The sequence below is a fragment of the Terrabacter sp. RAF57 genome (genome assembly GCF_052113925.1).
Lineage (GTDB): Bacteria > Actinomycetota > Actinomycetes > Actinomycetales > Dermatophilaceae > Terrabacter.
Map to the genome: position 1 here is coordinate 65,068 of NZ_JBFRDT010000002.1, position 12,561 is coordinate 77,628.

The 12,561-nt window shown below is 71.3% G+C and carries 12 protein-coding genes; 4 read left to right on the forward strand and 8 right to left on the reverse strand.

Annotated features, from left to right (window positions below; all coding sequences use genetic code 11):
- Positions 1 to 14: 14 nt before the first annotated feature.
- The gene (locus AB4Y83_RS02145; protein ID WP_442274934.1) at positions 15 to 1,097 is read right to left on the reverse strand and encodes a WD40/YVTN/BNR-like repeat-containing protein; all 1,083 of its coding nucleotides are present in this window, start codon (positions 1,095 to 1,097) and stop codon (positions 15 to 17) included.
- Positions 1,098 to 1,111: 14 nt separating this feature from the next.
- Complete coding sequence (locus tag AB4Y83_RS02150) at positions 1,112 to 2,068, reverse strand: 2-hydroxyacid dehydrogenase (RefSeq protein WP_442274935.1); 957 nt, start codon at positions 2,066 to 2,068, stop codon at positions 1,112 to 1,114.
- Between the two features lie 103 nt (positions 2,069 to 2,171).
- Here AB4Y83_RS02150 and AB4Y83_RS02155 point away from each other — a divergent pair, with 103 nt between their 5' ends.
- The 3 genes from AB4Y83_RS02155 (at position 2,172) to AB4Y83_RS02165 (ending at position 4,855) form a co-directional block, all read left to right on the forward strand.
- Positions 2,172 to 2,834: an MOSC domain-containing protein gene (locus tag AB4Y83_RS02155; RefSeq protein ID WP_442295914.1), complete on the forward strand. Its 663-nt coding sequence runs from the start codon at positions 2,172 to 2,174 to the stop codon at positions 2,832 to 2,834.
- A gap of 40 nt (positions 2,835 to 2,874) precedes the next feature.
- On the forward strand, positions 2,875 to 4,053 hold the full coding sequence (locus AB4Y83_RS02160; protein ID WP_442274937.1) for a PQQ-dependent sugar dehydrogenase: 1,179 nt from the start codon (positions 2,875 to 2,877) through the stop codon (positions 4,051 to 4,053).
- A 109-nt stretch (positions 4,054 to 4,162) separates the two neighbouring features.
- Entirely contained in the window at positions 4,163 to 4,855 is a 693-nt protein-coding gene (locus AB4Y83_RS02165; RefSeq protein WP_442295915.1) for a DUF937 domain-containing protein, read from the forward strand.
- Positions 4,856 to 4,964: 109 nt separating this feature from the next.
- On the opposite strand, the gene gatB is transcribed toward AB4Y83_RS02165, so the two are convergent.
- The 3 genes from gatB to gatC form a co-directional block, all read right to left on the reverse strand.
- The gene (gene gatB / locus AB4Y83_RS02170; RefSeq protein WP_442295916.1) at positions 4,965 to 6,512 is read right to left on the reverse strand and encodes an Asp-tRNA(Asn)/Glu-tRNA(Gln) amidotransferase subunit GatB; all 1,548 of its coding nucleotides are present in this window, start codon (positions 6,510 to 6,512) and stop codon (positions 4,965 to 4,967) included.
- Between the two features lies 1 nt (position 6,513).
- On the reverse strand, positions 6,514 to 8,040 hold the full coding sequence (gene gatA, locus AB4Y83_RS02175; RefSeq protein WP_442296182.1) for an Asp-tRNA(Asn)/Glu-tRNA(Gln) amidotransferase subunit GatA: 1,527 nt from the start codon (positions 8,038 to 8,040) through the stop codon (positions 6,514 to 6,516).
- 117 nt (positions 8,041 to 8,157) lie between these two features.
- On the reverse strand, positions 8,158 to 8,454 hold the full coding sequence (gene gatC / locus AB4Y83_RS02180; protein WP_442274940.1) for an Asp-tRNA(Asn)/Glu-tRNA(Gln) amidotransferase subunit GatC: 297 nt from the start codon (positions 8,452 to 8,454) through the stop codon (positions 8,158 to 8,160).
- Positions 8,455 to 8,620: 166 nt separating this feature from the next.
- Here gatC and AB4Y83_RS02185 point away from each other — a divergent pair, with 166 nt between their 5' ends.
- Complete coding sequence (locus tag AB4Y83_RS02185) at positions 8,621 to 9,214, forward strand: hypothetical protein (RefSeq protein ID WP_442295917.1); 594 nt, start codon at positions 8,621 to 8,623, stop codon at positions 9,212 to 9,214.
- Positions 9,215 to 9,275: 61 nt separating this feature from the next.
- Here AB4Y83_RS02185 and AB4Y83_RS02190 read toward each other — a convergent pair whose 3' ends face one another.
- The 3 genes from AB4Y83_RS02190 to AB4Y83_RS02200 form a co-directional block, all read right to left on the reverse strand.
- A complete protein-coding gene (locus AB4Y83_RS02190) occupies positions 9,276 to 10,295 on the reverse strand; it encodes a branched-chain amino acid ABC transporter permease (RefSeq protein ID WP_442295918.1) in 1,020 nt (339 codons plus the stop codon).
- Entirely contained in the window at positions 10,292 to 11,161 is an 870-nt protein-coding gene (locus AB4Y83_RS02195) for a branched-chain amino acid ABC transporter permease (protein WP_442274943.1), read from the reverse strand. Before AB4Y83_RS02195 ends, AB4Y83_RS02190 begins: the two co-directional genes overlap by 4 nt.
- Before the next feature lie 119 nt (positions 11,162 to 11,280).
- Positions 11,281 to 12,525, reverse strand: a complete 1,245-nt coding sequence (locus AB4Y83_RS02200; protein ID WP_442295919.1) for an ABC transporter substrate-binding protein — start codon at positions 12,523 to 12,525, stop codon at positions 11,281 to 11,283.
- Positions 12,526 to 12,561 lie beyond the last annotated feature (36 nt).

Consider the following 12,561-nt stretch of genomic DNA (forward strand, 5'->3'; position numbering starts at 1 on the left):
GAATCCCTTGCGTGTCAGGCGAGCTGGGCGGCGCGCACGACGAGCACGTCGGGCAGCTGGGTCGCGATGCGCTGGAAGGTCTCACCCTCGTCAGCCGAGGCGAAGACGTCGCCGTTGCGGGTGCCGAGGTAGACGCCGACCGGGTCGGCCGCGTCGAGGGAGGCCGCGTCGCGCAGCACGCACGTGTAGCTGTGGCCGGGCAGACCGTTCGCCTGCTGACGCCACGTCGCGCCGGCGTCCTCGGACCGCTGGACCTGCAGCTGGGCGTCCGGCGGGATGCGCTCACCGGAGTCGGCCACGGGCACCACCCAGACGACACCGGGACGGCGCGGGTGGGCGAGGACCGTGAAGCCGAAGTCGGTCGGCAGCCCCTCGGCGATGGAGTCCCACGTCGCGCCGTTGTCGTGCGAGCGGTAGACACCGTTGTGGTTCTGGGCGAAGAGCTCCCCCTCGCCCTGGCCGCGAGCCACCTTGTGCACGCACTGGCCGTACTCCGGGTACTCGTTGTCGGGCATGAAGCCGGCCCGGATGCCGGGATTGCTCGGAGCCCACGTCTGCCCGCCGTCGCCCGAGCGATAGACGCCGCCCGCGCTCATCGCGACGAGCACCGACTCCGGGTGTCCGGGCTCGGGGACGATCGTGTGCACGGCGCCACCGCCGAAGCCGGGCTCCCAGGTCGGGCGGTGGGGGTGGTCCCAGAGGCCGCGGACGAGCTCGTAGTGCTCGCCGCGGTCGGTGCTCTTGAAGAGGGCGTGCGGCTCGACCCCCGCCCACACGACGTCGGTGTCGTTGGGGTCGGGCGTCAGCTGCCAGACGCGCTCGAGCGCGGTGTCGGTGTCGGCCGGGAAGGCCAGGGCCCGCTCGGCGCTCTCGGTCCACGTGCGGCCACCGTCGGTGGAGGCCTGGACCGTGGGTCCCCAGTGCCACGACTTGACGCCCGCCAGCACGGTCGAGCGTCCCTCGCGGGTGTCGACGGCGACGGAGGCGACCTCGCTCATGAGGAAGTGCGGACCCTCGAGGGTCCAGTCCTGCCGGTCGGCGCTGCGGGCGATCCAGAGCCCCTTGCGCGTGCCGATGGCGACGATGGTCTCGGTCATGTTGACAGTGTCCACTATGTCCGAGGGGCAGACAAGGGTCCGGCCACGGCGTTGTCGACCGGCTCACCGGCGAGCAGCGCCTCGACCTGTCGGCGCACCAGGGCGACGGCCCGCGGGCGCATCGCGTCCGTCGCTCCCCCGACGTGCGGTGTGACGAGGACGCCCGGCGTCGTCCAGAGCGGGTGGTCCTGCGGCAGCGGCTCGGGGTCGGTCACGTCGAGCGCCGCCCGCAGCCGGCCGGAGGCGCACTCGGCCACGAGGGCGTCGGTGTCGACGACCGGCCCCCGGGCCACGTTGACGAGGAGGGCGCCGTCCGGCACACGGCTGAGCAGCGCCGCGTCGAACAGACGACGTGTCGCGGACGTCAGCGGCACGATGACGACGACCACGTCGTGGTCGGGCAGCAGGTCGGGCAGCTCGTCGATGCCGTGCACCCGCGGCACGAGCTCGTCGCCCTCCCGGGCTCGAGAGGCCACCGCCGTCAGAGTGACCTCGAACGGGGCGAAGCGCCGCGCGATGGCCCGGCCGATCCGTCCGTAGCCGACGACGAGCACCCGCCGGTCGGCCAGCGACGCGCGCAGGCGCAGCGGCTCCCAGCGCCCCTGGTGCTGGGACCCGACGAACTCCGGGATGTCGCGGATCGACGCCAGCGTCAGGGTCAGCGCGAGCTCCGCCGTCGACGCGTCGTGCACGCCCGCCGCGTTGCAGAGGGTCACGCCCTCGGGGAGCCGGGCCACGAACTGCTCGTAGCCGGCGCTCTGCAGCTGCACGACCTCGAGGGCGTCGAGCCCGCGGGTGACGTCGGCGAGGTCGAGGCTCGTCATGTAGGGCATGACGGCGTACCGGATCTCGGGACCGCGCGGGTGCGGCCCCTCCATGTCCCACACGACCGTGTCGACGCCGTCGAGGTCGGCGAGCGCCTCGGCGAACTCGGGGTCGGGGACGGACACGACGACGGGTTGGGTAGCCATGGCGTCCACGCTAGCCAAGACGGGCGGCCCGACCCGGAGGGGACCGGGAACGGTCGTGGACCGGTCGGGGAAAGGTCCGGCGCGACGCCGCTAGGCTCGCCGGGTGACGCACCATCCCCACGTCCTCGCCCTCGGCTCGGGCCGACGCACCGCCCCCGAGCGCGGCGGCCGACCCACCGCGATCGACAAGCGGCCCGTCGAGTCGTTCGCGGTCCGCGACCCGGGGCCGAAGCACGGCGGTCTCGGCAGCGGGGTCGTCGGCGACGAGATCGGCAACCCGAAGCACCACGGCGGCGCACTGCAGGCGGTCTACGCCTACCCGCGCGAGGACCAGGAGCTCTGGGAGCAGCAGATCGGGCGCTCCATCCCCTTAGGGGGATTCGGCGAGAACATCACGACGCTCGCCGTGGACACGACACACGCGCTCGTCGGCGAGCGGTGGCGCATCGGCGACGTCGTGCTGCGGGTCGAGGTGCCGCGCATCCCGTGCAGCACCTTCGCCGCGCACATGGGTGAGCCCCGCTGGGTGCGCCGCTTCACCGAGGCCGGGCGCACCGGCGCCTACCTCTCGGTCGTGACCCCCGGCACCGTGCACACCGGCGCCACCATCGAGATCGAGCGACCTTCCCACGACATCGACCTGCTCGTGCTCTTCCGCGCCTTCACCGGCGACCTCGCCGCAGCACGACGGGTCGTCGACGCCGATGTCGTCCATCCCGAGGTGCGCGACGGGCTCGTCGAGACGCTCGAACGACGCGGGGGCTGAGACGCCGCGGTCCCAGACGCCACGTGGGACACAATGAGGTATGCCGCACACCTCCCGACCGATCGGCCGCGCGCTCGTGGGCGGCGTCGTCGTCGCCCTGGTCACGACCGCGTGCTCGACGGCCGAACCCTCTGCCCCCGCGACGGGTGCCGGCACGACCACCTCGGCGACCTCGAGCGCCACCACCGCGACGGGGAGCACCTCGGCGTCGTCGGCCCCCAGGACCCCGACGCGTCCACCCGCAGCCCAGCCGGTCGGCCCCGTGACCCTGATGGGCGGGCTCGACATCGCCTGGTCGGTGGCCGTGCTGCCCGACGGCAGCGCCCTCGTGAGCGAGCGCAACACGGGTCTGATCCACCACGTGCCCAAGCCCGGCTCCGGGGGCAGGGCGACGGTCGCCGGGAGGCTGCCGATCACCCGCACGGAGGGCGAGGGCGGACTCCTCGGGCTCGCCGTGCCCGAGGACTTCGACGCCGATCCCGTCTTCTACGCGTACTACTCGACCGAGAGCGACAACCGCATCGCCGCCGTGCCGTGGCGGGACGGCACGATCGGCGAGCCCGTCGTCATCTTCTCCGGAATCCCGCGTGGTCGGAACCACAACGGGGGCCGCATCGCCTTCGGGCCCGACGGCTACCTCTACGTCGGCACGGGCGAGGCCGGCGACACCTCGCTCTCACAGAACCTCGACTCCCTCGGCGGGAAGATCCTGCGCATCACCCCGGACGGCGACCCGGCCCCGGGCAACCCGTTCGGCGGCTCCCCGATCTGGTCCTACGGACACCGAAACGTCCAGGGTCTGGCCTGGGACCGTCGCAAACGCCTGTGGGCCAGCGAGTTCGGACAGAACACGTTCGACGAGCTCAACCTCGTCGAGCCCGGCAGGAACTACGGCTGGCCCGAGGTCGAGGGCCGCGCCGACAACCCCGACTACGTCGACCCCGTCGCCGAGTGGCCGACCTCCGAGATGTCACCGAGCGGCATCGCCGTCGGGCCCGACGGGGCCGTCTACCTGGCAGCCCTGCGCGGGCAGTCGGTGTGGCGGGTGCCGGTCGACGCCGACGGCTCCGCCGGCACCCCGACCCGCCACCTCCAGGGCACCTACGGTCGCATCCGGGACATCCACTTCGTCGGCAGCCGGGTCTGGATCACGACGAGCAACAACGACGGCGCCGACCGGCTCATCTCGCTGCCCCTCTCCGCGGTGGGAGCCGTGTGACCCTTCGCAGCAGGCTTCGCGCCGCGTGGCCCGCCACCGACGACCGGACGTGGCTAGCCTGACGAGCAGGGGTCGGCACCGGCGCCACCCACGAGCAGGAGGGGCACCCATGGGTTCGTACGACGAGATCCTCGACCAGGTACCGATCGACCAGCTGGCAGGCCAGCTCGGGGTCGGGAGTGACGAGGTCCGCCAGGCGGCGGAGAGTGCGCTGCCAGCCCTGCTCGGCGGGCTCCAGGCCAACGCCTCGGACCCCGCCGGCGCCGACTCGCTGCTCACGGCCCTCTCGGACCACCAGGGCACGATCAACGGCCTCGACGACGTCGACGAGCAGGACGGGAAGGCCATCGTCGGCAACATCTTCGGCGGCAGCACCGACCAGGTGGTCAACCAGCTCGGCGGGCTCGGCGGGTCGTCCGGCAGCCTCGTGCAGAAGCTGCTGCCGATCCTCGCCCCGATCGTCATGTCGTGGCTCGCCAACAAGATGGGTCAGGGCGGCTTGGGCGGGATGCTCGGCGGCGGGTCGGGCTCGACCGGCACGTCGGCCCCGTCGGCCCCGGCGGGCGGCGGGTCGACCGACGGCGGCCCGCTCTTCCCCGGTGGCGTGGGCGCCGACAGCGGGCCGGTCCAGGCCCCGGGCAGCGCGACGTCGACGGGTGCCGCGTCCGGCGGCTCGAACCCGCTCCAGGACATCCTCGGCCAGGTGCTCGGTGGCGGCTCCGGCTCGTCCGCTGGCAGCGGCGGCGCGGGTGACATCCTCGGCGGCCTGCTCGGTGGTCTCCTCGGCGGCGGCAAGCGCTGACCCTCCGCCGACGCCCATGTCACCGTCGAAGGGCCACGTTCCGGGCCTCCCCGAGGTCACGGACCTCTGGGACCGGCAGGAACGTGGCCCTTCGACGGGTGGTGCGGGGTTACTGGAGCTTGGCGAGGATGAGCTCGCGGGCCTTGCCGGCGTCGGCCTGGCCCTTCATCTCCTTCATGACCTGGCCGATGAGCGCGCCCGCGGCCGCCACCTTGCCGTCGCGGATCTTGGCCGCGACGTCGGGGTTGGCCTCGATGACCTTGTCGACGGCGGCCTCGAGGGCACCGTCGTCCTGGACGAGCTCGAGCCCCCGGGCGTCGGCCACGGCCGTCGGGGTCCCCTCGCCGACGAGCACGCCGTCGAGCACCCGCCGCGCCATCGAGTCGTTGAGGCGCCCCGCTGCGACGAGCCCGTCGAGCTCGGCGATGTGCGCGGGCGTCAGACCCAGCCCGGCGGCATACGAGACGATGTCCTGGCCCTCGGCGTTGGCGCGCCGTGACGGCTCACCGAGCCACCACTTCTTCGCGGCGCCGGCGCTTGCGCCGGCAGCGACGGTCTCCTCGATGAGCTCGACCGCTCCGGCGTTGACGACGTCGCGCATCTCGAGATCGCTGTAGCCCCAGTCGGACTGGAGCCGCTTGCGACGGAGTCCGGGCGGCTCAGGCAGGGTGCCCCGGAGCGTCTCGACGGTCTCGCGCGTCGGCGCGACCGGCACGAGGTCGGGCTCGGGGAAGTAGCGGTAGTCCTCCGCGTCGGACTTGACGCGACCGGACGTCGTGATGCCGGTGTCCTCGTGCCAGTGCCGGGTCTCCTGGAGGATCGAGCCGCCGCCCTCGAGGATCGCCGCATGCCGCGAGATCTCGTAGCGCACGGCCCGCTCGACGGAGCGGAGCGAGTTGACGTTCTTGGTCTCGGTGCGCGTGCCGAGCGGCACCTCGAGCTGGGCCTCGTCGAGGGGCTCACCGACGCGCGGGCGCAGCGACACGTTGGCGTCGCAGCGCATCGAGCCCTGCTCCATCTTGACGTCGCTGACGTCGAGGGCGCGCAACAGGTCGCGCAGCGCGGAGACGTACGCCTTGGCGACCTCGGGCGCGCGCTCGCCCGCCCCGACCATGGGCTTGGTGACGATCTCGATGAGCGGGATGCCGGCGCGGTTGTAGTCGACGAGCGAGTGGTCGGCGCCGTGGATGCGACCGGTCGCGCCGCCGATGTGCAGCGACTTGCCGGTGTCCTCCTCCATGTGCGCGCGCTCGATCTCGACGCGGTAGACGCTGCCGTCCTCGAGCTCGACGTCGAGGTGGCCCTCGAAGGCGATCGGCTCGTCGTACTGCGACGTCTGGAAGTTCTTCGGCATGTCCGGGTAGAAGTAGTTCTTCCGGGCGAAGCGGCACCACTCGGCGATCTCGCAGTTGAGCGCCAGGCCGATGCGGATGGCCGACTCGACGGCCTTCTCGTTCACGACAGGCAGGGCGCCGGGGAGGCCCAGGCACACCGGGCAGACCTGCGAGTTGGGCTCGGCGCCGAACTCGGTCGGGCAGCCGCAGAACATCTTCGTGGCCGTGTGCAGCTCGACGTGGACCTCGAGACCCATGACAGGGTCGAACTTCGTCATGGCCTCGTCGTAGTCCATGACGGCATCGGTCGCGACGGTGGTCATGTCAGGCTCCCTTCGCAGCAGCGGCGCCCAGCACGGGCGCGCGGTCGAGGATCGGACCGCCCCAGCGGTCGACGAGCGCTGCCTCGAGGGCGGCACCGACGGAGTAGAGACGCTCGTCCTTGGTGGCCGGCGCGAGGATCTGGATGCCCGCGGGCAGGCCGTCCTCGTCGGCGAGACCCGACGGGATCGACATACCGGGGACGCCGGCGAGGTTGGCCGGGATGGTGGCGATGTCGTTGAGGTACATGGCCATCGGGTCCTCGAGCTTGTCGCCGAGCTTGAACGCCGTCGTCGGCGCCGTCGGGCTGACGAGCACGTCGACCTGGGCGTACGCGTTGTCGAAGTCCTGCGCGATTAGCGCGCGGACCTTCTGGGCCGAGCCGTAGTACGCGTCGTAGTAGCCGGAGCTGAGGGCGTACGTGCCGAGGATGATACGGCGCTTGACCTCGGGCCCGAAGCCCGCGTCGCGCGTCGCGGCCATGACCTGCTCGGCGCTCGGGGCGTCGACGCCCTCCGGCAGCACCCGCATGCCGTAGCGCATGGCGTCGAACTTGGCGAGGTTGCTCGACGCCTCGCTCGGGAGGATGAGGTAGTAGGTCGCGAGGGCGTACTCGAAGTTCGGGCAGCTCACCTCGACGACCTCAGCACCGAGCTCCTCGAGCAGGGCGACGGACTCGTCGAAGCGGGCGCGCACACCGGGCTGGTAGCCCTCGCCGCCGAGCTCCTTGACGACGCCGACGCGCATCCCCTTGACGCTGGCGGCGCGGGCGGCCTCGACGACCGGCGGGACAGGCGCGTCGATGGAGGTCGAGTCCATCGGGTCGTGGCCACCCATGACGGCGTGGAGCAGGGCGGTGTCGAGGACCGTGCGACCGCACGGGCCGGCCTGGTCGAGCGAGCTCGCGAGCGCCACGAGGCCGTAGCGCGAGACGCCGCCGTAGGTCGGCTTGGTGCCGACCGTGGCCGTGACGGCGGCGGGCTGGCGGATCGAGCCGCCGGTGTCGGTGCCGGTCGCGAGCGGTGCCTGGAAGGAGGCGAGCACCGAGCTCGAGCCACCACCCGAGCCACCGGGGATCCGGTCGAGGTCCCACGGGTTGTGCGACGGCCCGTAGGCCGAGTGCTCGGTCGAGGAGCCCATCGCGAACTCGTCCATGTTCGTCTTGCCGAGGATCGGCAGGCCGGCCTCGCGCAGCTTCGACACGACGGTCGCGTCGTAGGGCGGGACCCACCCCTCGAGGATCTTGCTGCCGCACGTCGTCGGCAGGCCCTTCGTCGTCATGACGTCCTTGACGGCGATCGGCACCCCGGCGAGAGCGCCGAGGGTCTCGCCGGCCCGACGCCGGTCGTCGATCGACCGGGCCTGGGCGAGCGCCCCGGCCTCGTCGACGTGGAGGTAGGAGTGCACCTGGCCGTCGACGGCGGCKATCCGGTCGAGGTGCGCCTGGGTCACCTCGACGGAGCTGATGGCCCCGCTCGCGAGCGCGCCGGCCAGGTCGGCGGCGGTGGCCCTCGTCAGGTCAGTTGGCAGGTCGGTCACGTCAGTGCCTTCGGTTCGTAGCTGCGACAGGAGTTTTCGTGGTGCCCGTCACGGGCGGGGCGTATGCCGGGTACTCGGCGAGGCGGCATACGCAGGCTTCAGGGTTGCTCAGTCCTCGTCGAGGATGCGCGGCACCGAGAAGCGCTGCTGCTCGGACTCGGGCGCCCCGGCCAGCACGGCGTCCGCGCCGAGGCTGGGGCGCACCACGTCGGGGCGGGTCACGTTGGTGAGCGGCATCGGGTGCGACATCGGGGCGACGCCGTCGGTCGGGGCCTGCTGGACCTTGGCCACGGACTCGAGGATGACTCCGAGCTCACCCACCATGCGGTCGAGCTCGGCGTCCGAGAGCTCGATCCGGGCGAGGCCGGCCAGGTGGGCTACGTCGTCGCGGGACAGGGATGACATGCGGGCCAGTCTATGGGGCAGCCCCTCGGGCCCGGACCACGCGTCCGGGCCCGGGCACGGCATCGCGGGCCCCGTGCCGCGAAGTCCTCCGGTGCGAGGCGTGTCCTGCCGCGGGTGTCGCTCGTTGACCACGGCGGATCCACGAACCACCCAAGGAGAACCCTCGATGACGAGCCCCGCCAGCCCGACCACGACGACGACCGCTCCCAGGGAGAACGTGCCAGCGCCTCCCGCGGCCGAAGCTGCCGACCCGACCCCCACCGCCTCGGCCGGCCCAGCACCCACCCCGACGGCGAACGAGACGGCGACCGGGACGGCGACCGAGACGTCGACCGACGCACCGGCCGACCGGGCCTCCGCCAAGGCCGAGATGGCCGAGGTCGCGCCTCGGGCGCGCCGCTCCCCCGACGTGCGGGCCGGCGCCCGCCGCGCCGCGACCCTCACCGGGGCCGGCATCAGGCGCGTGCGCACCCTGCTCGGCGGCATCGTCTGGTTCGCGTGCCTGCTCGCCGCCACGGCGCTCCTGCTCGGAGCCGTCCTCGTCGTGCTGGACGCCAACACGCGCAACGCCCTCGTGGCGGCCGTGCTGCGCGCTGCCGACTGGGCCGACCTCGGCGTCTTCAGCCGCACCGCCGGCATCAAGCAGTTCACCGGCGACGGCGCCACGGTCAAGAACGCCATCACCAACTGGGGACTCGCCGCCGTCGCCTGGCTCGTCGTCGGCCGCGTCGCCCTCCGCGTCCTGACGCCCCGGTCCTGACCGGTTGGAGGTATCCGCGCCGACGGAACCGCCGCGCGGATACCTCCAACCGGTAGGTCTCTCAGTCGCGCTGCCTGCCGCGCCTCTCGAGGACGTAGCGGCGCAGGACGTTGCGCGCCGTGCCCCAGATGCCGTGCCGGAAGAGCAGGACGATGACGACGAAGATCGTGCCCGTGATGAGGCCGATGCCCTCGAAGCCCGAACTCGCGAGATAGTCCTCGAGCGTCACGACGACGCCGGCGCCGACGAGGCCGCCCCAGAGCGTCCCGATGCCGCCCAGGACCGTGATGAGCACGACCTTGCCCGATGTCGTCCACATCAGCTCCTGCAGCGACGCGAACTGGTGGCTCACGGCGAAGACGCCGCCGGCGAGGCCGGCGAGCCCGGCCGAGATGATGAACGCCGTGATCTTGTAGCGCTCGACGTCGTAGCCGAGGGCGCGCGCCCGGGCCGGGTTGTCGCGCACGGCCGTCAGCACCCGACCGAAGGGCGAGTTGACGACGCGCCACGCGACGAGGATCCCGACGAGGATCATCGCGGCGCCGACGTAGTAGAAGTAGAACGGGTCGGTCTCGACCGCCTCGATGCCGAAGAAGTTCCTCGGGATGCCCTGCAGGCCGTTCTCGCCGCCCGTGAGGTCACGCGCCTGGTTGGCGATGAAGTAGAGCATCTGCGCGAAGGCCAGGGTGACCATGGCGAAGTAGATGCCGGTCCGCCGCACCGAGAGGTAGCCGATCGGCCAGGCGATGAGCATGGCGAAGACGGCGCCGCCGATGACGGCGACCGGGAAGGGCACGCCCCAGTGGGTGGCGATGAGCCCCGTGCAGTAGGCCGAGCCGCCCCAGAACGCGGCGTGGCCGAAGCTGAGCAACCCCGTGAAGCCGAGGAGCAGGTCGACGCTGATCGCGAAGAGACCCCAGCAGAGGATGTCCATCGCGACGGGCGGGTAGATCCAGTACGGCAGCATCACGAGCACGGCGAGGCCGGCTAGGAGCATGACGTAGCGCAGCGGGTTGCGCCGCGACAGGATCGAGGGCTGGGCCAGGTCGACGTCGACCTTGGCGGTCATCTGCTCGCTCATGCGACCTCCTCCCGTCCGAAGAGCCCCGAGGGCCGGACGAGAACGACGATCGCCATCAGCACGAAGATGACGATCTGGGCGTACGTGGGGGCGTAGGCGATGCCGTAGGCCTCGACGAGTCCGACGAGGAAGCCCGCGACCACCGCCCCGAGGATGGATCCGAGGCCGCCGATGACGACGACGGCGAACAGGATGATGATGAAGTTGCTGCCCATCTCGGCGGTGATGGCGCGGGTCGGGGCGGCCAGCACTCCGGCGAGGCCGGCGAGGGCGATGCCGAAGCCGAAGACGGGCGTGACCCAGAGCCCGACGTTGATGCCGAGGGCCCGCGTCCGGTCGGGCGCCTCGGTCGCGGCGCGCACGATCATGCCGATGCGCGTCTTCGTCAGCAGCAGCCCGACCGCCACGCAGACGACGACCGAGAAGACACAGGCGAAGATCGCGTAGACCGAGAGGTTGACCGAACCGACGGAGACCTGGCCGCCGAGTCCGGCGGGCACCTGGTAGGGCAGGCCCGAGACGCCGTAGCGCTGCTTGACCGCCTCGACGATCACCAGCGTGAGGCCGAACGTCAGCAGGAAGTTGTAGAGCGGGTCGAGCTCGAGCAACCAGCGCACGAGCAGGCGCTCCATGAGCACGCCGAACCCGAACATGAGGATCGGGACGATGACGAGCGCGGCCCAGAAGCCGACGTTCAGCTCGGCGAGCAGGACGGCGGACAGCACGGCGCCGAGCATGTAGCAGGCGCCGTGGGAGAAGTTGACGACCCCGAGGACGCCGAAGATGACGGCGAGGCCCAGCGCAGAGAGCGCGTAGAAGCCCCCGGCGGCGAGCCCCTGGAGGGTGTACTGGATGAATTCGCTCATGTCTCTCGCTCGGTTCGCGGTCGATCGGGCTGGGTGCGGCTGCCTCGACAGTCGCGCTGTGTCGTGTGCCGTCCGGCGCGGCCGCGTGGGACGCGACCGGACGGCATACGCACCGGGTGTCAGCTCATCGAGCAGGCGGGGTTGGCCTCGCCGTAGGCCTCGGCGGCCGGGATCGTCTTCTCGATGTCCTCGTAGTCCCACTCCTCCGGGGCGGAGCTCTTGACCTTGGCGAGGTACACGTCGTGGATGACGGCGTGGTCGGCCTTGCGGATCTCGCCGTTGCGCAGGAAGACGTCGTTGATCTTCTTGCCCTCGAGCTTGCCGACGATGGTGTCGGCGTCGTCGGTGCCGGCCTCCTGGACGGCCTCGAGGTAGTTCAACGCGGCCGAGTAGTTGGCGGCGTGGGCGAACGACGGACGGGTGTTCGTCTTCTCCTTGAATCGGTCGGCCCACTTCTTGTTCTGCGCGTCGAAGTTCCAGTACCAGGCGTCGGTGAACTGGGTACCGGCGAACTGGTCGACGCCGAGCGAGTGGATGTCGGTGATGAACATCAGGCCGACCGCGAGCTGGACCTTGCCCTTGAGCGAGCTCTGGTTGAACTGCTTGACGAAGTTGATGAGGTCGCCACCGGCGTGCATCGAGCCGATGACGTCGGGGTCGCCCTCGCCGGCCTTGGTGATGAAGGTGGCGAAGTTGTCGCTCGGGAAGGGCGAGGCGATCGACTGGCCGACGGTGCCGCCCGCGGCGGTGATCTCCTTGGTGAAGGACTTGTTCATGTCCTGGCCGAAGGCGTAGTCGGGGTAGACGATGTTCCACTTCTTGCCGCCGGCCTTGGTGATCGTGCCGGCCGTGCCGCGCGCCAGGACGCTCGTGTTGTACGCCCAGTGGAAGGTGTACTTGTTGCAGCTCGCGCCCGTCAGCGCCGTCGTGCCGGCGCCGATGTTGATGTAGAGCTTCTTCTTGTTCTTGGCCTGCGTGGCGACGGCGAGCGCGGCGGCCGAGTTCGGCACGTCGAGGATGATGTCGGCCTTCTGGCGGTCGTACATCTCCTGCGCCTTGGAGTTGGCGATGTCGGCCTTGTTCTGGTGGTCGGCCGTGACGATCTCGATGTCCTTGGCCACGGCCTTGTCGCCGTACTTGGCCTTGTAGTCCTCGATCGCCATCTCGATGGCGACCTTGCTGTTGGGACCCGACAGGTCCTTGTAGACGCCCGACTGGTCGTTGAGCAGGCCGATGACGACCTTGTCGTCGGTGAGCTTGCTCGAGCCGCCGGACTGGGGGCCGCCGGCCCCTCCGCACGCGGCGAGCGCGAGCGACGCGGTCGCGGCGATGGCGACGGTGCCTTGGACTGTCCTGCTACGCATGTCCCCTCCTGGGGTTGTGACGAGTGGTGACGTGTG